Here is a 19,483-nt window from a genome sequence, read left to right on the forward strand (position 1 = left end):
CGACCTGCTCCATCCAGCGCACTCCCGGTATGATCTTTCTATCGAACCATCATACAAGGGGGCAAGCTTAGATGTAGCTCTCGAACGCGGCCCGCTGGGCCGGCGTCAGATGCAGGCCATGCTTGGTGCGTCGGTCCAGGAAGTCGGCAGGGCTTTCCGCCCACTCTGTCTCGCGCAGAAACGCGGCTTCCCGCTCATAGAAGTCGCCGCCGAAATGACGTCCGAGATCGGCGGAAATGCGTGCCGAGCCCAGGAGCTGATGGGCACGCGTCCCATAAAGGCGCGCATAGTGATGAATCAGCTTGCGCGGAAGGTCCGGATATTCGCGCGCAAGGTTGACGACGAAATCATCGAAGGGACCGCCGAGGTCGCCGCCAGGCAGCGGCGCCCGCGCTGTCCATGCCGGAGACATTTTGGGAAGCCAGACCTCCAGACGCCCGAGCGCATGCTCGGCGAGCTTGCGATAGGTCGTGATCTTGCCGCCGAAGATCGACAGCAGCGGCGGGGTGTCCGGCGTGCCGTGAACCTCGAAAACATAGTCGCGCGTCACGGCGGACGGATTGTCCGCGTTGTCGTCATAGAGCGGTCGGACGCCCGAGAAGGCATGGACCACTTCGTTGGCCCGCGGCGGAGCCCGGAAGTAACGGCCCAGAATCTTGAGCAGATAGTCGATCTCGTTCTCGTCGATCGCGACGTCCTCGGCGCGGCCATCGTAAGGAATGTCCGTGGTGCCGATCAGCGCGAGATCGTCCTCATAGGGGTTGACGAAGATGACGCGGCGATCCTCGTTCTGGAGCAGATAGGCCTGCGGCCCGCTCCAGAATTTCCGCACCACCACATGGCTTCCCTTGACCAGCCGCACACTGTGGGAGGAGTTGAGGCCGGCGACGCCCTGCACGACGTCCTGCACCCACGGGCCTGCCGCATTGACGAGCGCGCGTCCCCGGACGATCTGCGAGCCGCCGTCCTCGCTCTGCATGTCCAGACGCCAGACGTCCCCTTCCCGGCGCGCGCTCACCGCGCGGGTGCGCGGCAGGATTCTGGCGCCGTTGCTTGCGGCATCGATCAGGTTGAGGATCACGAGCCGGGCATCGTCGACCCAGCAATCCGAATATTCAAAACCGCGGCGAAATTCGGCGCGCAACGGCGCGCCCTCCGGCGCATGCGCGAGGTCGAGCCCGCGGCTCGGAGGCAGGCGCTTGCGGCCGCCGAGATGGTCGTAGAGGAACAGACCGGTGCGGACCAGCCAAGCCGGCCGCTGCTCCGGGGAGTGCGGCAGCACGAAGCGCATCGGCCAGATGATGTGCGGGGCGGATGCGAGCAGCACCTCGCGCTCGATCAGGGCCTCACGGACCAGGCGAAACTCGTAGTATTCGAGATAGCGCAGCCCGCCATGCACGAGCTTGCCGGAGCGCGACGAGGTGCCTTCGGCGAAATCGTCCTTCTCGCACAACAGAACCTTCAGCCCGCGTCCCGCCGCATCGCGGGCGATGCCGGCGCCATTGATGCCGCCGCCGATGATGGCGATGTCGACAAGCCCGTGATCCCTGCCCGCGTCAGGCGCAGCGCCCGTCATCGCTTTCCGCTGTGCTTCTTCTCGACCCGTTGCCGTGCTGCCGCCTTCGCTGGGCGCGCCTTGGCAGGCTTTGGACTCGACTTGGCGTTGGATTTGGGCTTGGGCGCCTGCAATCCGTAAGTCGAGAATCCCTTCGCCGTCTCCGCAATCTCCGCCTCGCTCAGAATGTGCGGCGCGCCGAGCGCGAGCGAGAGATAGTATTGCCGCGCGATGGTCTCGAGCTCGACGGCGAGCCACATCGCCTTGTCGAGACTGGCACCCACCGCGATCATGCCGTGATTGGCGAGCAAGCAGCCGTTGCGGCCTTCGAGCGCTTGCAGAGCGAGTTCGGATAGCTCGGCAGTACCGTACCGCGCATAACCCGCGCAGCGGATGTCGTTGCCGCCGAACGCCGCCATCATGTAGTGGCAGGCGGGAATCGATTTGCGAGCGATGGCGAGCACGGTTGCGTAGGTCGAGTGTGTGTGGACGACGCCGCCGACATCCGGCCGCCCGCGCATGATATCGAGATGAAACCGCCATTCGGTGGACGGCTGCAGCGGTCCTTCCCAGGTGCCATATTCGCCTTCGAGCGGCATTGCGGCGATCATCTCCGGCTTCATCGCGTCATACGGCGTCGCCGACGGCGTGATCAGCATCCGGTCCTTGTAGCGGGCGGAGATATTCCCTGATGTCCCCTGGTTCAGACCCGAGGCGTTCATCCACCGGCATTTGGCGATGATCGCTTCGCGTAACTGTCGCTCCTCACGGGTCATGTCAAAACACCTTTCGTCTTCAGCAAGGGTTGAGCGGCGGCTCGCCGGCGAGATAGCGGCGAACCTCTTCCGCGGCCTGATCGGCAGCAATGGTGACGGTGCGCAAGGAGGCGCCGGCGATGTGCGGCGTCAGCGTGACGTTCGGCAGTTTCAGCAGCGGCCAGTCCGGCGGCACCGGCTCGACCGCAAACGTGTCGAGCATGGCGCCACCAAGGCGGCCCGAAGACAACACCTCGAAAAGCGCCTTGTAGTCGACCAGCGGACCGCGCGCCGTGTTGATCAGCAACGCCCCGGGCTTGACCAGCGCGAGCGCTGCGCGATCGATGAAGCCCGCCGTCTCACTGGTGACCCGGGCATGCAGGCTGATGACGTCGGCGCGCGCCAGAAGGTCCGCAAGGCCGACGTGCTCGACCCCGTCATTGCGATCCTGCGCACTGAGCTGGACGTAGGGATCGGCGACCAGGATCTTGCAGCCGAACGCCTTGAGCAGCTTGACCACGCGGGTGCCGATCGCACCATAGCCGACGATCCCGACCGTCATCTCGCCGAGCTCGCGACCGGTACGGTCGGCGCGATAGAGATCGCCGCGCCATTCGCCACCGCGCAGCGATTCGTGCCCGCAACGGATCAGGCGGGTCTCGGCGAGGATCGCGCCGATGGTGAACTCGGCGACCGCGCTCGCGTTGCGACCGGGGGTGTTGACCACGATCACTCCGTGATCGCGCGTCGCCTGCATGTCGATATTGACGGGACCGCCGCGCGAGACAGCAATGAATTTCAGGTTCGGCAAGCGCTCCAGCATCGACCGCGAGATCGGCGCGAGGTGCGTCACGAGCAGCGCTGCGTCGCCGATGAAATTGGCGACCTCGTCCGGATCACCCATGAACTCCTTCAGGCCGTCGAGCTTCGAGCCGGCATAGCCATGCTCCATCGGTTCGTCCGGCCAGGGCTGCTCCAGAAGGCGGATGTCGACACCGTTGCCGCAGGCAGCCGTGATCTTCTCGGCGAACACCGAGGGCAGCATGAAGCGATCACCGACGATGGCGATGCTAGACATGACCGGCTCCTGCACGCAACGCTGCAAGCTGCTTCCAGACCGGCCGCGCCGCGAGCCTCGCCTCCAGATAGGCCGGGAACATCTTGGCGTAGCGCGCGGCCAACGCCGGATCCGGCGTTTGCAGCTCGTTCAAATACGGTCTCACCCAATCCTCCGCGCAGGCCGTCATATCCGGATAAAGTCCGATTGCGACGGCTGCGATCATCGCAGCCCCACCAGCCCCGGCCTCGCCGCGGCTACAGACGCGCACATCACACTCGAGCGAAGCGCCAAGGATGACCCCGAGCGCGCGGCTGCGCGCAGCGCCGCCGGTGATCCGCACCTCGCCCGGCAACGCGCCCATCGCGGCATAGCAATCGCGCGCGGCGAAGGCGAGCCCTTCCATCACGGCGCGCATCAGGTCCCAATAGCCGTGGCGCGACCGCAGACCGATCAGTTGGGCACAAGCCTCATGCGCAACGAAGGGCCCGCGCTCGCCGGCATCGGAGATGAAGGGATGAAACAAGAGCTCGCCGGCTTTTGCCGCCAACACCCTTTCATCGAGACGGCGGATCAGATCGGCGCGCGAGCGCGCGACGCCCTCGGCGGCCAGGAGATCGCGCGCCAGATCGAGCAGCCAGTCGATGTTGAGCGTCGCCGCCATGTTGGACTGCATCTGAGTATAGTGACCGGCAACCGGGAACGGCATGGTGTAGCCGGTTGCCTCCGCGTTCAGCGTGACCGCATCGGCGCTGGTCGCGAGCCTCATATGCATACCGGTCGACCCGATGATGGTGCAGCCGACATCGGGAGCCGGATCGTAGAGCCCCGCGCCGAGCGCATTGCAGACCACATCGACATAGCCGAGCGAGACCGGCACGCCCTCGGGCAGTCCGGTCTCGATGGCGGCAGGCGCACTCAGCGGATGTGTCGTCGTGACCCCGTCGACGACCTCGGGAAACAGGGCCGCGCAATCGGCGATGCCGATCAGGCGCGCAGTCTCCGCATCGAAACGGCGCTTGCGGAAATCGCCGCAGGTGAAGGTCGATTCCGACGGATCTGTCGCGCGCTGGCCGGTGAGCAGGAAGTAGAGCCAGTCCTTGCAGTGAAAGGCTGTCCTGGCCCGCGACAGCGTCCCTGGCGCATGCGCCTGCAGCCACGCGAGTTGCGGCCCCTGCTGGCAAGCGTTGAGTCCGGAGCCGGTGCGGCGGTAGAGTGCGGCATTGCGCTCGCTGGAGCGGATCACTTCCACGAGGCCGGCGGCGCGGGAATCCAGCCACAGCAGCGCCGGCGCGACCGGGCGGCCGTCATCGTCGATGAGCCAGGTGCCGTCGCCTTGTCCTGTGACGGCAATGGCCGCGAGGCGCGTGGAAATATCCGGCACGGCCGCCACCAGCCCGCGCAACGCGGCAACCGTGTCGGTCCAGGTCCGCGACATGTCCTGCTCGACATGGCCGCCGGGCGAGGTCGCGTATGTATTGGGCAGAGAGAAATCGCCGAGCTGCCGCCCGTCGCGCGTGAACGCCACGGTCTTGATCAGAGACGTGCCGGCATCGATGCCGATGATCACGTCGCGCTGCGGCGAGGCCTGCATGGTCAGCCTCCCTCTGCATGGCGAATGCAGGTGCCGTCGGCCCCGAAGATATGGAGGTGGCGCGGTTCCAGCGCGAACGCGATGACGTCGCCCGGCCGCGCCGCGATCCGGTTCGGCGTCACCGCGATCAGGAGATGGCCGGCGCATTCGCCTGCGACATGCGACTGGTCGCCGAGCCATTGATTGGACACGACCCGCACGCGAACATCGCCCGCCCCGACAGCGATCTTCTGCGGGCGGATGCCAACCCGGACACGCCTGGTCTGCGCAAGCGCCTGCCGTGCCACTTGATCGAGCGTTTCGCCTGGAATGGCGAAAGCGATGTCGGAGCCGACCGACAGGCGGAAGCCGCCATCGGCGGGTGCAACCTCCGTCCCCAGCAAATTCATCGGCGGCTCGCCGATGAAGCTGGCGACGAACAGATTGGCCGGGCGGTTCTTCAACTCCTTCTCGCTCGCAAATTGCTGAAGGACGCCATCCTCCATCACCGCAATGCGATCGGCGAGCGCGCTCGCCTCCGTCTGGTCATGGGTGACGAAGATCGCCGTCATGCCGCGTTCGGCCAGCAGGCCCTTGATCCGGCCGCGCAGCACCGCACGCAGTTGCGGTTCGAGCTGTCCCATGGGCTCGTCGAGCAGATAAAGGTCGGCGTTGCGCACCAGTGCGCGGGCGAGCGAGACGCGCTGCTGCTGCCCGCCCGAAATGGCGCGTGGAAAGCTGTCGAGAATATCTTCGATCTCGACCAGTCGCGCGATCGCTTCGACCCGGCGCGCGATTTCGCTACGCGATAGCTGCTGCGCCTTCAGCGCGAAGGCAATGTTCTCGCGAACCGTCAGCGGCGGATAAAGGGAATAACCTTCGAACGCCATCGCCACTTTGCGCTTCGCCGGCGGCAGCTCGTCGATCCGCCGCTGTGACAGCGCGATCACGCCCGAAGTCACGCTCTCGAAGCCCGCGATCATCCGCAAGGTCGAGGTCTTGCCGCAGCCCGACGATCCCAGCAGCGCAACGATCTCGCCCTTCTTCACGTCCATATCAAGCGCCCGCACGGCATGCACCGGCGCCTTGCCGCGGCTACGGTAGATCTTGTCGACATTCTGGATTTCGAGCATGGCCATGGTCGTCCGCTCCCCTCACGCCGCCTGCCGCCGTTGCGGCAGGCCGATGCGCAAGCCGCTCGCACGATCGAACAGGAGCGCCGACTCCGGCGCAAAGCGGACGAAGACGCTGTCTTCGGCACTTCCCACCGCAGCGTCTGGCGGCAGAGCGGCGAGCCATTCGGTGCCGTCGGCAAAACGCAGCAGCAGCACAGCCCGCTCATGCATCGGCGTGACCGCGACGATCCGCGCCGGAATCGCGCCCTCGCTGACGGTACGCGCGACCGTGAGATCGTCCGGACGGACGCCGAGCCAGCAGGCGCCATAATCGGCCGGTTGCCGGTCGGGGGACTCGAGGCGCACACGCGTACCGGCCACTTCGGCCGTCAGCGCGCCCTGTTCGGCGTGTGGTGTGACCTCGGCGAGGTTGATGCTGGGATCGCCGAACAGGCGCGCCACCGCAACCGACGCCGGCCTGGCGTAGATCTCTTCGGGACGCGCGACCTGGACGAGACGGCCCTCGATCAGCACCGCGATGCGGTCCGCGATCGCCATGGCTTCACGATAGTCCTGGGTGACGTAGAGCACCGCGGCGGAGCTGCGGCGCAACAGGCTCGGCAGCTCCAGGCGCATCTCGTAGCGGAGCTTGGCGTCGACATTGCGCAAGGGATCGTCCAGCAGCAGCACCTCCGGATTGCCGATCAGCGCACGCGCCAGCGCCGTGCGCTGCTTCTGCCCGTTCGACAATTCGCGCGGCATGTGGCCGAGCACGTGCTCGATCTTCAGCAGCCGGCTGATCGACGTAACCCGCGAAGTCACCTCACCGCCTGCCGCCTTCGCCCGCAGACCGCTCGCAATGTTGTCCTGCGCGCTCATGTGCGGGAATAGCGCAAAGTTCTGAAAGGCCATGCCGATGCCGCGCCGCTCCGGCGGTGCGCCGACGATGGAACGGCCGCCGACCAGGATATCGCCCTCATCGGGCTCGAACATGCCCGCGATCATGCGGAGCAGCACGGTCTTGCCGCTGCCCGAAGGCCCGAACACCGCGACGATCTCGCCGGGCTCGACGATGAGCGACAGGTTGTCGGCAGGGCGCACCGCGCCGAAAGCCTTGCCGACGGAATTGAGTTCGAGACGCGCCATGTGTCAGCCTTTCACCGCGCCGAGCGACAGACCCTCGACCAGATAGCGCTGCGCATAGAGCGCGAGCAGCAGCGTCGGCGTCACCGAGAGCACGATGGCGGCTGCGATCTGGCCGTACTGGATGCCGGATGCCGTCACGAAGGCGAGCGCGCCGACCGTCACCGGCTGCTTGTCGGCTGAGGCCAGGATCAGCGCGAAGACGAAATTGTTCCAGCAGAAGATGAAGGATAAAAGGCCCGCCGCCGCGATGCCGGGACCGGCGAGCGGCACGGCGATGCGGGTAAAGGCCTCGCGCCAGGAATGTCCGGCGAGCCGATAGGCGTGCTCGATATCCGGGCTGATGTCCTCGAAATAGCCGCGCACGATCCACAGGATCAGGGGCAGCGCGATGAGCTGATAGACCCAGACGATGCCGAAATAGGTGTCGCTGAGTCCGAGTTGCTGATAGTAGAGCGACAACGGCAGCAGCACGAGCAGAGGCGGCGCGAAGCGGAACGACAGCAGCGTGAACGCGATGCTCTCGCCCAGGCGGAACTTGAACCGCGCGAAGGCATAGGCCGCGGGCACGCCGAGCAAAAGCGCGAGCAGCACGGCGGCACTCGACAGCACAAAACTGTTCATGAGGTTGCGCATGAATGAGATCTCGAGATTGCCGGCCGTCGTGCGGAGCTGGCCCGAGATCAGCGCCTGGTAGTTTGCGAGCGTCGGCTCGAACAGGATGTGCGGCGGAATCCGCAGGATCTGTTCATTCGTCTGGAACGACATCATGAGGATCCAGACGATCGGGAACATGAAGAAGACGAGCACCAGCGCCAGCGCCACGCCCCGGAAGATGCGACCTGAGAGACTGGAATGATCCATCGCCGCCTCCCCGCCCCTTACGCGTGACCATGGGCGCGCGCGCGCAGCCGCAGCCAGTTCTTGATGAAGATGTTCGACAGGATGTTGGTGATCAGCCAGAGGATCATCAGCAGCGCTGCCGAGCGTCCGACATTGGTGTACTGGAAGAATTCGAGATAGGCCTGGACCTGGAACACCATCAGCCGGTCGCCAGGCCCGCCTTGCGTCATCGCATAGATGATGTCGAACTGCTGGATGGAGTCGAGCAGGCGGAACAGCGAGGCCGTGATGATGTAGGGCGCGAGCATCGGCAGCGTGATGCGGAAGAACACGAAGCTTGCCGGAACGCCGTCGAGCGCCGCGGCCTCGAACGGTTGACGCGGCAGCGAGCGCAGGCCGGCGAGCAACAGGATCATGATGAAGGGCGTGTAGACCCAGACGTCGACCAGCACGACCGTGAACAGCGCGCTCGACGGGTCCGACGCCCATTTGAAGTCGTGCACGCCGAACAGGCTTACCAGATAGGACAGGATACCGAAGCCCGGATTGGTCATCAGCTTCCACATCAGCGCGGCGATCGCGGGTGCCGTCATCAGCGGCAGCAGGAGCACGATCGACACCGCGTTGTGGAAGCGCGTCGGCCGCCGCAGGAGCAACGCGATGCCGAGGCCGAGCAGGAGCTCGAGCACCACGGTCAAGGCGGTATAGACGAGCGAGATGCGCAGCGTATTCCAGAATGCGGGATCGGAGAGGAAGTCGATGTAGTTGTCGACCCCGATGAAGCCGCGCAAGTATGGCAGGTTCAGCCGGTAACGCTGGAGCGAATAGACTGCGGCCGTCACGAACGGCACGAGGATGGCGATGCAGACGAGCAGAGCCGGCAGGCTCAGCAGGTAGGGCAACATGCGCCCGCGCAGCCTCGTGGTGCGGCGCGGAAGCGCGGAGGTCTGAAGGAGTTGAACCATGCTCATGATGATACGGGATCACACATTCACTGCAACACCGCCGGCCCGGAACGGAGGGTAGGCGTTTCGAACCGGCGGGTTGTCGTGGCGCGGAGGAATAAAGGCACCACGAAGGGCGTCAACCGAGACAGGTTTCAACCAAGACCTGCCTGCTTGAGCTGACGGTTGATGCTGTCGGCGAGCTTGTCGAGGCCTTCGTCGACGGTGATCTCCTTGGCGACCATCTTCTGGAGCGATGCCGCCCATTCGGTGGTCAGGTCGAAGAACAGCGGCTGCGCCGTGAAGTAGATCTTGGCGCCCGGGGCCGAGACGTCATGCTGCTCCAGATAGCCGGGATAGGATTTCGCGATGCGGTCACGGAACTCCGAGTCCTTCCAGACCGAGGCGCGCACCGGATTGACGAAGTCCATCTTGCGGGCGCCGAACAGGTCGTGCTCGACGGAGGCCGCCCATTGCATGAACATCCAGGCCGCATCCTTCTGCTTGGAGAAGCTCGACATCGCGAGCGACCAGATCCAGACGTTCGGCGTCGGCGCCTTGGCGGCCGGGTTCGCAGCGAAGGGGGCATAGCCGAGATTGCCCTTCTCCTTGTTATCGCCGCCGTTCATGAAGTAGCCGAGAATGTCGGCGTCGAAGATCATGCCGGACGCGCCGGCGCCGAGGTCGGTGCCGACCTGGTACCAGGTGTAGGTCGACCAGTTCTTCGGCCCCGAGGTCTGGATCATCTTGACCCATTTTTCGTGAAAGTCCTTTGAAGCCTTGGTGTTCATCGCGGCCTTCAGCTTGCCGCCCTCCATCACAAAGTCCTTCTGGCCGAAGTTCGAATAGGCCGAGAGGAAGCCGGGATGAATGGTCGCCCAGGAACGCGAGCCGCGCACGCCGACGCCGTAAGGCCCACCCGCGTCCTTGGTGATCTTCGCGGCCACCTCGAGCATCTCGTCGAGGTTTTTCGGCGGCTTGACGCCGACCTTGTCAAATATGTTGCGATTATAAGTGATATTGTTGAGCTCATAGCCCCAGGGGATGCACCACTGCTTGGCCTTGCCCGAACCGAGTTCGGAGCCAGCCACACCGTCCCAAGCGGTCGAGGCGCGCAGGCCCGGCAGCACATCGTCCCAGGCAAAGGCTGGGTTGGTCTTCGCGGGATCCTTGATGTAGGTGTTGAGGTCCTCGATCCAGCCGGCCGGACCGTAGGTCCAGGTCATGTAGGCACCGGTCATGAAGGCGTCGTACTGATCCGACTTCGAGGATAGCGCCGCCGTCACCTTGTCGAAATAGACGTCCTCCGGGAAGATGTCATAGGTGACGTTCATGCCCGTCAGCGCCTTGAACGCTTCGAGGTCGCCGATCATGGCATCGACGTAGGGATGCTTGTTCAGCAGCAGCTTGACGGATTTGCCGCTATAGGCCTTCCAGTTGAAGTCCGCGGCCATCGCCCGCGACATCGCGGAGGCGAAGGCTGCGTTGGCCGCCACGCCGGCGATGCCGAGCTTGGCGGCTCCGTCCAGTAGATCACGCCGGCTGATGCGTTTGCCGGCGTAGGAATCGAACAGATTCTTCTCGCGGTCGTACATAGTAACCTCCCATGGTGCGCGTTTACTTTCCCTTCCGACCCTTGTTTCCGGGTTTGCCGGATGTTGCCTCCGGCTTGTCGGTAACGAGTGCCTGCGCCGTCACCTCATCGATGATGAGGCCGTGCAGGAGGCCGCTACGCAACACTGCGCGCAGCGCCGTGACCTTGGCCAATCCGCCGCCGATGGCGACGATACGGTGTTTCCGTAAGTCGGCCACCTCCATCGAGGTGGCTCGCGCCGAGAGGTCGATATCGAGCACCTGCCCCTCGGCATTGAAGAAATGGCCCAGCAGGTCGGCGCAGGCGCCCGCGCGCTTCAGCTCGACGACCTCGTCCGGCTTGATCATGCCGCTCGACACCAGGAAGCCGTCTGCGTGGATCTGGCCGATGCCGACGAACAGCAGCGAGGCCTTGCGGGCGAGCGCGAACACGTCGGCGATGCCGTATTGCTGCATCAGCACCGCGCGGTCGGCGACGGAGTTGGCGAACACGGGGACCGGCAGAAGATAGGCCTCCGCACCGGTGCGTTCGGCGAGCCGATGGATCACGTCGAACGGATTGGCGGCGAATTTCCGCGTCAGTCCGCCAAGCAGCGATACGAATTGCGCGCCGCGCGCCGGCGTCTGCGGCAATTGTTCCACCATCGCGGCGAGCGTGCGGCCATGGCCGACACCGATGATCTTGTGCTCCCCGCGCTCGAGGATCTGGCGCAGGTGGCTCGCCCCTTCGAGCGCCAGCGCCTTCAGAGGAAGGTCGTCCTCGCCAAGATCGGGCGCGACGCGGCAGAACGAGAGCCCGTAGCGATCGGCCAGCGAGTTCTCCAGCGCCACGCATTCGGCGACCGGTCCCTCCACGAAGACACGAATCATGCCCTCGCGGCTGGCGCGCGCGATCAACCGGTGCGCCTTGGTGCTCTGGATGTTGAGGCGGTCGGCGACCTCCGACTGGGTCAGTCCGGCGGCGAAATAGAGCCAGGCCGCGCGGGTCGCGAGCGACGCTTCGCCGTCAATCGTCGCCAGCCTGTCCGGTTGCATCACCACGGCGAAAAAGCCTGCTTGCAAATTTCTTCACGTCTTGCAAAAAATTGCAGAGGCCGGCCGCGACGTCAATCCCCTAAACATGCTGCGGTGCAATCGCGGGGTAGCGTTAGAATGTGAAAAGGAAGGTGAGAGTGCATGACGGGTATCTTCCTCGGCATCGACGTCGGAACCGGCGGGGTCCGCGCCTGCGCCGTCGATGCGCGCGGCGACATTCAGGGAACGGAATCAGCCGCCCTACCCCCGCCGCGGCAGGACGGTGATGCGATCGATCAGGATCCGGAGTCCTGGTGGCACGCGACGGTGATTGCGATCAGCAAGCTTGGACGCAGCGTCGATCTCGAAGCCGTCGAGCGCGTTTGCGTCGACGGCACGTCCGGCACACTGCTCTTGATCGACGCGGCCGGCCGGCCCTGCACGCCGGGAGTGATGTACAACGATGCACGCGCGGCGCAGGAAGCCGGACGCATTGCAACGGTCGCGCCGAAGGAAAGCGGCGCACACGGCGCGAGCAGCGCATTGGCGAAACTGCTTCATTTGCTAGGCCACGGCGAAGCGAGAGGCGCGCGCTTTGCCGTGCATCAGGCCGATTGGATTGCCGGCCGGCTTGCCGGGACCCACGGCGTCAGCGACGAGAACAACGTTCTCAAGCTCGGCTACGATCCGGTCGCGCGCAGCTGGCCGGCCTGGCTCGATCAGCTCGGCGTACCCCACTCGCTCCTGCCGCGCGTGTTGGTGCCGGGAACGCCGTTTGCCGAGATCGATCCAGGGATTGCCTCAGAGCTCGGCCTGTCGAAAACGACGCGCATCACGTCCGGCACCACCGACGGCGTCGCCGCTTTCATCGCGACGCGCGCCGATGCGCCCGGCGATGCCGTGACCTCGCTCGGAACGACGCTGGTCGTCAAGCTGCTTGCGACGCAGCCGATCTTCGCCGCGGACCAGGGCGTCTATTCGCACCGGCTTGGCGAGCGCTGGCTCGCCGGCGGCGCCTCCAATTCCGGCGGCGGCGCGCTGCTCGCGCATTTCTCGGCCGCGGACATGGAACGGCTGACACCGCAACTGCGGCCCGAAGAACCAACCGGGCTCGACTACTATCCTTTGCCAAAACCCGGCGAGCGCTTTCCGATCGCCGATCCGACACTGGCCGCACGCATCACGCCGCGCCCGGCGGAAGATCATCGCTTCTTCCAGGCGCTGCTCGAAGGCATCGCATCGGTTGAAGCCCTCGCCTATCAGCGTCTCGCCGCGCTCGGAGCACCGCCCCTGCGCCGCGTCGTCAGCATCGGCGGGGGTGCGAAGAACGCGGCATGGACTGAGATCCGGCGCCGCACGCTTGGTGTTGACGTCACGACGGCCGAGCAAACCGAGGCAAGCTACGGTGCGGCGCTGCTGGCCTTGCAGGGCAGCCCGTCATGAGAGCCAGCACCATCGAAATCGATACGCTGAGCGCGATCGCCGACCGGTTTGATCACGTGCTGCTCGACCAATGGGGCACGCTTCATGAAGGCGTTGCCGTCTTCCCCGCCGCGCGGGACTGCGTGGCGAAGCTCAAGACCGCGGGCAAGCGCGTGCTTGTGCTGTCGAACTCCGGCAAGCGCGCGCGCAGCAATGAAGAGCGGCTTGCAAGGCTTGGCCTGCCGCCGACGGCCTATGACGGAGTCCTGACCTCAGGCGAGGTGACCTGGGCAGGCTTGCGGCAACGCTCACGCACCCCGTTCACCGATCTCGGCCAATCATGTTTTCTCATCACGCGCGGCGGCGATCATTCCGTCGTCGATGGTCTCGGCCTCTCGATCGTGACCGGGATTGAAGAAGCCGATTTCATTCTGCTTGCCGGGCTCGACGACGACGTTGCCGAGCCCGAGCACTGGCGCGCACGCTTCGCCACGGCGGCAGCGCGGCGGTTGCCGATGCTGTGCGCCAATCCTGACCACACCATGTTCGGCGCGAACGGATTGATCCCGGCGCCGGGCGCCCTGGCGCGGTTCTACGAGAGGCTGGGCGGCGGCGTGGCGTTCGTCGGCAAGCCGCACGCGCCGATCTTCGAGGCGGCGCTGGAGCAACTCGGCCATCCCGATCCGAGGCAAGTCCTGATGATCGGCGACTCCCTCGATCACGACGTCGCCGGCGCGCGGGCCAAGGGAATGCTGACCCTGCTCCTCGGCGCGGGCGTGCACAGGGACGCGCTCGCAGGCGCCCCCGATCTGCCGGCGGCGATCCGCATGCTGGCGGGATCGCAAGCGATGACACCCGATTGGCTGATGACTCATTTGACCTGGTGAGGCCTTTCGATGCGGGAGCCTGCACAACTCGATGATCTCCGCCACATGTCGGCCCGCGTCGGCCACAACATCCTGCTGGTGCAGGGTGCGGGCGGCAACTCCTCGATCAAGGATGGCGACGTGCTCTGGGTGAAGGCTTCCGGCACCTGGCTTGCGGATGCGGAAGCCAAGGACATCTTCGTGCCGGTGTCGCTTGGCGCGGCACGCGCCGCGCTCATGCAAGGCGACGAAAAGGTGCCTCTCGCCCCCGACGCCAACACGACGCTGCGCGCCTCGATCGAGACCTCGCTCCACGCGCTCATGCCGCATCCGGTCGTGCTGCACGTTCATTCGGTCAACACGATCGCCTGGGCGGTGCGGTCCGACGCGCGTGAGGAGCTTGCCAGGCGCCTCGACGGCTTGGCCTGGCGCTGGCTCGACTATCACCATCCGGGACTGCCGCTGGCAAAGGCCGTGAATGATATTCTGGCGCAGGATGTCGTGGATATCCTGATCCTCGGCAACCATGGGCTGGTGGTTGGCGCTGACAACTGTGCGGCGGCAGAGGCGCTGGTGGACGAGGTCGAGAGACGGCTGGCACTCGCCCCGCGCAGTACGATCCCTGCCGATGATGAGGCCCTGCGCTCAATCTGCGCAGGCACAGACTATCGTTCGCCAAAGGACCCGCTCTGCCACAGCGTCGCGATCGACCGCTTCAGTCGTGCCGTTGCGACCAGCGGCTCGCTCTATCCGGACCACGTCGTTTTTCTCGGTCGCGGCCTGCCTGTCCTGGAACATGACGAAGATCTGCGCGCCCTGACCTTGCGAGCCCAGGCGGACCGGCTGCCGTCTCCGGTCGCACTCCTCGTTCCCGGCCTCGGCTGCGTCATTCGCAAGGATGCAAGCGATGGCGCCGAAGCGATGCTGACCTGTCTCGGACTGGTGACCTGCCGTTTGCCTCTGACGGCCGAGGTCCGCTATCTTTCCGAGGAGAATGAGCATGCGTTGCTGAGCTGGGACGCCGAGCGCTATCGCCAGCAATTGACCGCCGATCGCTGACGCGGTCAGGCGTCGAGAACGACGTCGGTTAGAGGAATGGCCTGACAGGTTAGACAGAGTCCTTCTTCTATTGGCCGAGAACAGCGTGAGCGGAAAGCGATCGCTCCGTCGCTCCGCGGGTTCGACAAAGCGGGGCACGGCCGGATAGCCATGCCGGTGCAACAGCTCCGAATAGAGCTCGGCCTTGCCGGTTTGCGTCGCAAATCCGCCACTGCGATATTTGCGATGGTGCTTCAGCGGCACCCGGATGCCCCCCGGCCTGTCGCGCAAGGCCTCTAGGGTGAGGCCAAGGGGCGCAAGCAGATGCGCAAAGCCCTGTTCGACGTCGCCGTCGAAGAACAGCTCGCCGAGCCCCAGGCGCTTCGCCAGCGGGAAAACGATCCACATGTCCGAGCGCGCCTCGCCTTGGCGCGGAATCATGCCAGGCCCAGATGACTGCAGCGAGCCGGTCATTCTCGATGACGTTCACGGTGCCGCAGCGCGACCGGCACAATGTGCAGAAGCGCTGCTTTTCGACCGTTGCCACCGCCTCTCCCTTTCGACGACGATCGGCTTATGAAGCCGTCTTGCGAATCCCGGAATCCCATCCGCCGACGAGGAGGGACGCGGCCGCGAGATCCTCGGAGGCCGCCCCGACTGACTTGAACAGGGTGATCTCGCTCTCCCCCAGACGACCGGGCCGCGCGCCGCTGGTCAGTTCATGCAGATCACCACAGATCCGGGCGGCGTCCCAGCGTCCGGCGGCGATCGGCTGGAGCAGATCGCCGGCTTCCGCGAGCGCGCCGCCGTAGGTGTCGACAAAAACGCGGCTACGGCAGACGGCCTCGTCGTCGCTCTCGCGCATCTTGGGCGTGAACGCGCCGACGAGATCGAGATGAGTGCCTGGCCTCAAATATCGGCCCAGGACGATGGGCTCGACCGATGTCGTCGCGCAACTGACGATGTCTGCCTCGGCCAACGCCGCGGGCAGATCGGCAACCGCTTCAGTGGCGAACCCTGCCCGGAGAACGCGCCCGCAGAGGTCTGCGCACGCTGCAGATTGCGGCCCCAAACGAGCACGCGCTCGATCGGCCGCGATGCGCGATGCGCTGCGGGAAGGCAGGCCGCGATGCGACCCGTGCCAATGATGAGCAAAGTCTTGCTGTTCGGGCGCGAGAGATAGCGCGAGGCAAGCGCGGAAGCTGCAACCGTCCGCCGGTTGGTCAGCGCCTCGCCGTCGATCATCGCACGCGGCTGGCCGGTCGTGCCGTCGAACAGCGTGTAGAGCGACGACACGGCGCCGGGGCCACGCGACGCGTTCGCGGGGAATACCGTCACGAGCTTCACCCCAAGCGCCTTGCCTCGTTCCCAGGCCGGCATAGTCAGGAGATGGCCGGGCTTGTCGGGCGTTCCGACGTCGTAACTCTGCCGAACCGGCATCGCCTCGCCGCCTCGCCGGAAGGATTCGGCCAGCGCGTCGATCAGTCTGACATAGTCGAGGCCGGCCTCGACCTCGGCGGCGGTGTAGTAGCGTAGCAAGAGTCCCTCATTTCATCTATGGTACATCGAATTCACAGCCGTGCTTCGGTCAGATGTACGAGCTGGGACCCGGCGCGATAGAGAGCCTCCTGTGCGGAGCGAAAGCGCGGCTCCTCGCAAGCTGCGACGGGTAGCGGAAGGTCTTTTTCAGCGACGTGGCCGAGCACGTAGGATGCCAGCACGCCGCCAAACACCGTGCCCGGCGCGATGCCCCGGCCGTTGTAGCCGCTGAAGGCTATGACGTTGCGGTCGAGCTTGTGAAACCGCGGCAGATTGTCCGAGGTCATGCCGATCATCCCGAACCAGCCGGCCTCGAAGGTGATGTCGGCAAGCTGCGGAAACAATTTTCGCAACGAACGAATGGCCCACGCTCTGTGGATCGCGGCGCCGCTTCCCTCGAGCGCACCGACGCTGCCGAACACAAGTCGGCCGGCACGGTCGAAACGGAACGACGAGAGCACCTGCTTGGTGTCCCAGGCTCCCTGCCGCTCGGGGAGGATCGACGCCTTCAGATTGTCCGACAAAGGCTCGGTGGCAAAATTGAAATAAGGCAGATGAATCTGCTCCTGCCGAACCTGCGACCACGGACCTTGCGCGTAGGCATCGGTGGCAACGATCACCCAATCCGCGCGGACCGATCCCGATTTCGTGTCGATCTTCCAGCTGGCGCCTTCCTCACGCGCGGCGAGAACGGGACTTTGGGTAAAGATCTTCGCGCCCGCCCCGAGCGCGACACGCGCCAGGCCGCGGACATAGGCAAGCGGCTGAATGGTGCCGGCGCGCTTGTCCAGCAGCGCGCCGGCGTAGTCGCCGCCGCCGATCTTCCGGCGCGCCTCTTCCGCGTTGAGCACTTCGACGGGGGCACCGCGCCGCTGCCATTGCTCCGCGCGTGCCTCGATCTCGGCCAGGCCCTTGCTTCCGACGGCGCAATGCAGCGTGCCCACGCGCTCCGGCTCGCAATCGATGCCGTGCTTTTCGATGAGGTCGAACACCTTCTGCGGTCCGTGACCGAGAAGATCGATCAGGCGCTCGCCAAAGGTCTGCCCCAGCGTCGAGGTCAGAGCATCAGGCATGACCCACATGCCTGCATTGACGAGACCGACATTGCGTCCGGAGCCGCCGAACCCGATTTCGCACGCTTCGAGCACGGCGACGCGCGCGCCGCCCTCCGCGAGATGAAGCGCAGAGGACATGCCGGTATATCCGCCGCCGATGACGACGACGTCGACATCCAGCTCGCTCACGAGCGTCCTGGTCTTGGGCGCGGCCGGCGCCGTCAGCGCCCAAAGACCGTGCGATCGGGGATCATCCTGCATCGGGCGTCGCTCGATGACTGCATTGCGGGGAAGCGTTCACGCGAGTGCCTTCTCACACCACGTCGAACTTGACGCCCTGGGCCAGCGGCAGCGTCCGGCCATAATTGATGGTGTTCGTGGCCCGTCGCATATAGGCCTTCCACGCATCGGACCCGGACTCGCGTCCGCCGCCGGTCTCCTTCTCGCCGCCAAACGCGCCGCCGATCTCCGCTCCGGACGGACCGATATTGACGTTGGCGATCCCGCAATCGGAGCCGCGCGCCGACAGGAAGGTCTCGGCTTCGCGCAAATCATTGGTGAAGATCGACGAGGAGAGGCCTTGCGGAACGGCATTGTGCAGTTCGAGGACGGAATCGAAATTGCTGTATTTGATCACATAGAGGATTGGTGCGAAGGTCTCCTGCTCGACGGGTCCCTTCTGAGCCGCAATCTCGACCAGCGCCGGGCGAACGTAGTGCGCGTCAGCGGCCCCCTCGACGACAACCCGCTCGCCACCGTGAATGGCAGCGCCTGCCGCCTTGGCGGCCTCGAGAGCACCCTGCATCGCACGATAGGCCGCGCCGTCGATCAACGGACCAACCAGCGTGCCGGCCTCCAGGGGATTGCCGACCGTAACAGATGCGTAGGCCCGCTTCAGTCGCGGGACAAAGCCGTCATACACGCTTTCATGGACGAAGAGACGCCGAAGCGTCGTGCAACGCTGGCCGGCGGTTCCCATCGCGGCAAAGGCAACGCCACGCAGCGTCAGGTCGAGGTCGGCCGTCGGCGCGACGATGGCCGCATTGTTGCCGCCCAATTCGAGGATTGCGCGCGCGAACCGCTTGGCGAGCCGCGGCCCCACGGCCCGGCCCATCGCGGTCGAGCCCGTGGCCGATACCAGCGGAACCTTCGCATGATCGACAAGCACCTCGCCGAGGTCGCGGCCGCCAATCAGCACCGCCGCGAGGCCTGCGGGTGCGCTGCCGCCTTCCTTCGCAAAGCGCGTCAGTGCGCGGTCGAACAGCGCCTGCGTCGCCAGCGCAGTCAGCGGGGTTTTCTCGGACGGCTTCCAGACGATGCTGTTGCCGCAGACGAGTGCCAGCGCCGCGTTCCACGCCCAGACCGCCACCGGGAAATTGAAGGCGGAGATGATGCCGGTCACGCCAAGCGGATGCCAGCTCTCCATCATTCTGTGCTCGCCGCGCTCGGTGGCGATGGTCAGGCCATAGAGCTGGCGGGACAGCCCGACGGCGAAGTCGCAGATATCGATCATCTCCTGGACCTCACCGAGACCCTCGGACACGATCTTGCCGACTTCGATCGACACCAGCCGGCCCAAAGCCTGCTTGTTGGCGCGCAGCTCCTCGCCGAACAGCCGGACCAGCTCACCGCGCTTCGGCGCCGGCACGAGCCGCCAGACCTGGAACGCCGCATGAGCCTTCGCAATCAGCGCGGCGGCATCAGCCGCGCTGACTTCCCTGACCCTCCCGATGATCTTGCCGGTGATCGGCGTCTGCACGGCGAGCGTGCCCTCCGTGTAGCTCGCACGGCTCACGCCGAGGTCGGTGAGGAGCCTGTCGGCCTCAGCGGCAAGATCGGCGGTGTGAGCTTGAGTCTGAGGGGCGGTTTTGACGGACATGACAGGCTTTCCGAGGTCGGCGTTGATCTGGATGGCGCGGCGGTTGGGTTCGGCCGCGCGCGATGGCTCTTTGATCGAACTGAAGTGGCAGG

At 65.4% G+C, this 19,483-nt stretch carries 15 protein-coding genes and 1 pseudogene; 3 read left to right on the plus strand and 13 right to left on the minus strand.

The window, feature by feature from the left end; all coding sequences use genetic code 11:
• Positions 1–67: 67 nt before the first annotated feature.
• The 10 genes from QA640_RS28005 to QA640_RS28050 form a co-directional block, all read right to left on the minus strand.
• Positions 68–1,576 carry a glycerol-3-phosphate dehydrogenase gene (locus QA640_RS28005; protein WP_283036107.1) on the minus strand — a complete coding sequence of 503 codons (1,509 nt, stop codon included), beginning with the start codon at positions 1,574–1,576 and terminating at the stop codon, positions 68–70.
• Positions 1,573–2,331 carry a class II aldolase/adducin family protein gene (locus QA640_RS28010; protein WP_283036108.1) on the minus strand — a complete coding sequence of 253 codons (759 nt, stop codon included), beginning with the start codon at positions 2,329–2,331 and terminating at the stop codon, positions 1,573–1,575. The genes QA640_RS28005 and QA640_RS28010 overlap by 4 nt, the downstream gene beginning before the upstream one ends.
• Before the next feature lie 19 nt (positions 2,332–2,350).
• Positions 2,351–3,388: a 2-hydroxyacid dehydrogenase gene (locus tag QA640_RS28015; protein ID WP_283036109.1), complete on the minus strand. Its 1,038-nt coding sequence runs from the start codon at positions 3,386–3,388 to the stop codon at positions 2,351–2,353.
• The gene (locus QA640_RS28020; protein ID WP_283036110.1) at positions 3,381–4,961 is read right to left on the minus strand and encodes an FGGY-family carbohydrate kinase; all 1,581 of its coding nucleotides are present in this window, start codon (positions 4,959–4,961) and stop codon (positions 3,381–3,383) included. The genes QA640_RS28015 and QA640_RS28020 overlap by 8 nt, the downstream gene beginning before the upstream one ends.
• 2 nt (positions 4,962–4,963) lie before the next feature.
• The gene (locus QA640_RS28025; protein ID WP_283042910.1) at positions 4,964–6,073 is read right to left on the minus strand and encodes an ABC transporter ATP-binding protein; all 1,110 of its coding nucleotides are present in this window, start codon (positions 6,071–6,073) and stop codon (positions 4,964–4,966) included.
• A gap of 21 nt (positions 6,074–6,094) precedes the next feature.
• The gene (locus QA640_RS28030) at positions 6,095–7,201 is read right to left on the minus strand and encodes an ABC transporter ATP-binding protein (protein WP_283036111.1); all 1,107 of its coding nucleotides are present in this window, start codon (positions 7,199–7,201) and stop codon (positions 6,095–6,097) included.
• Positions 7,202–7,204: 3 nt separating this feature from the next.
• Complete coding sequence (locus QA640_RS28035) at positions 7,205–8,062, minus strand: carbohydrate ABC transporter permease (protein WP_283036112.1); 858 nt, start codon at positions 8,060–8,062, stop codon at positions 7,205–7,207.
• Between the two features lie 17 nt (positions 8,063–8,079).
• On the minus strand, positions 8,080–9,006 hold the full coding sequence (locus QA640_RS28040; protein ID WP_283042911.1) for a sugar ABC transporter permease: 927 nt from the start codon (positions 9,004–9,006) through the stop codon (positions 8,080–8,082).
• Positions 9,007–9,140: 134 nt separating this feature from the next.
• Complete coding sequence (locus QA640_RS28045) at positions 9,141–10,580, minus strand: extracellular solute-binding protein (RefSeq protein ID WP_283036113.1); 1,440 nt, start codon at positions 10,578–10,580, stop codon at positions 9,141–9,143.
• A gap of 22 nt (positions 10,581–10,602) precedes the next feature.
• Positions 10,603–11,613, minus strand: coding sequence for a sugar-binding transcriptional regulator (locus QA640_RS28050; protein WP_283042912.1), 1,011 nt, complete (start codon positions 11,611–11,613; stop codon positions 10,603–10,605).
• Positions 11,614–11,754: 141 nt separating this feature from the next.
• On the opposite strand from QA640_RS28050, the gene QA640_RS28055 reads away from it, so the two are divergent.
• From QA640_RS28055 to QA640_RS28065, 3 genes are read left to right on the plus strand one after another with little or no spacing between them, the layout of a single operon-like run.
• Positions 11,755–13,035: an FGGY-family carbohydrate kinase gene (locus tag QA640_RS28055; RefSeq protein WP_283036114.1), complete on the plus strand. Its 1,281-nt coding sequence runs from the start codon at positions 11,755–11,757 to the stop codon at positions 13,033–13,035.
• Positions 13,032–13,901: a TIGR01459 family HAD-type hydrolase gene (locus tag QA640_RS28060; RefSeq protein WP_283036115.1), complete on the plus strand. Its 870-nt coding sequence runs from the start codon at positions 13,032–13,034 to the stop codon at positions 13,899–13,901. The genes QA640_RS28055 and QA640_RS28060 overlap by 4 nt, the downstream gene beginning before the upstream one ends.
• Before the next feature lie 9 nt (positions 13,902–13,910).
• Entirely contained in the window at positions 13,911–14,939 is a 1,029-nt protein-coding gene (locus tag QA640_RS28065) for a class II aldolase/adducin family protein (RefSeq protein WP_283036116.1), read from the plus strand.
• A 553-nt stretch (positions 14,940–15,492) separates the two neighbouring features.
• Here QA640_RS28065 and QA640_RS28070 read toward each other — a convergent pair.
• From QA640_RS28070 to QA640_RS28080, 3 genes and pseudogenes are all read right to left on the minus strand, one after another.
• Positions 15,493–16,457, minus strand: a pseudogene (locus tag QA640_RS28070) (ornithine cyclodeaminase family protein).
• Between the two features lie 32 nt (positions 16,458–16,489).
• The gene (locus QA640_RS28075; protein ID WP_283036117.1) at positions 16,490–17,773 is read right to left on the minus strand and encodes an FAD-binding oxidoreductase; all 1,284 of its coding nucleotides are present in this window, start codon (positions 17,771–17,773) and stop codon (positions 16,490–16,492) included.
• A gap of 52 nt (positions 17,774–17,825) precedes the next feature.
• Positions 17,826–19,391 (minus strand): aldehyde dehydrogenase family protein, encoded by a 1,566-nt coding sequence (locus QA640_RS28080; RefSeq protein WP_283036118.1) that lies wholly within the window; start codon positions 19,389–19,391, stop codon positions 17,826–17,828.
• Positions 19,392–19,483 lie beyond the last annotated feature (92 nt).

Source organism: Bradyrhizobium sp. CB82 (genome assembly GCF_029714405.1).
In the GTDB taxonomy this organism is placed as follows: Bacteria; Pseudomonadota; Alphaproteobacteria; order Rhizobiales; family Xanthobacteraceae; genus Bradyrhizobium.

Bases quoted from the DNA above. Each gene is read 5' to 3' on its own strand.
- QA640_RS28010 (WP_283036108.1), bottom strand. From the start codon at position 2,331: ATGACCCGTGAGGAGCGACAGTTACGCGAAGCGATCATCGCCAAATGC.
- QA640_RS28045 (WP_283036113.1), bottom strand. From the start codon at position 10,580: ATGTACGACCGCGAGAAGAATCTGTTCGATTCCTACGCCGGCAAACGC.
- QA640_RS28080 (WP_283036118.1), bottom strand. From the start codon at position 19,391: ATGTCCGTCAAAACCGCCCCTCAGACTCAAGCTCACACCGCCGATCTT.
- QA640_RS28065 (WP_283036116.1), top strand. From the start codon at position 13,911: ATGCGGGAGCCTGCACAACTCGATGATCTCCGCCACATGTCGGCCCGC.
- QA640_RS28075 (WP_283036117.1), bottom strand. From the start codon at position 17,773: ATGCAGGATGATCCCCGATCGCACGGTCTTTGGGCGCTGACGGCGCCG.
- QA640_RS28060 (WP_283036115.1), top strand. From the start codon at position 13,032: ATGAGAGCCAGCACCATCGAAATCGATACGCTGAGCGCGATCGCCGAC.
- QA640_RS28055 (WP_283036114.1), top strand. From the start codon at position 11,755: ATGACGGGTATCTTCCTCGGCATCGACGTCGGAACCGGCGGGGTCCGC.
- QA640_RS28050 (WP_283042912.1), bottom strand. From the start codon at position 11,613: ATGCAACCGGACAGGCTGGCGACGATTGACGGCGAAGCGTCGCTCGCG.
- QA640_RS28025 (WP_283042910.1), bottom strand. From the start codon at position 6,073: ATGCTCGAAATCCAGAATGTCGACAAGATCTACCGTAGCCGCGGCAAG.
- QA640_RS28015 (WP_283036109.1), bottom strand. From the start codon at position 3,388: ATGTCTAGCATCGCCATCGTCGGTGATCGCTTCATGCTGCCCTCGGTG.
- QA640_RS28005 (WP_283036107.1), bottom strand. From the start codon at position 1,576: ATGACGGGCGCTGCGCCTGACGCGGGCAGGGATCACGGGCTTGTCGAC.
- QA640_RS28035 (WP_283036112.1), bottom strand. From the start codon at position 8,062: ATGGATCATTCCAGTCTCTCAGGTCGCATCTTCCGGGGCGTGGCGCTG.
- QA640_RS28020 (WP_283036110.1), bottom strand. From the start codon at position 4,961: ATGCAGGCCTCGCCGCAGCGCGACGTGATCATCGGCATCGATGCCGGC.
- QA640_RS28030 (WP_283036111.1), bottom strand. From the start codon at position 7,201: ATGGCGCGTCTCGAACTCAATTCCGTCGGCAAGGCTTTCGGCGCGGTG.
- QA640_RS28040 (WP_283042911.1), bottom strand. From the start codon at position 9,006: ATGGTTCAACTCCTTCAGACCTCCGCGCTTCCGCGCCGCACCACGAGG.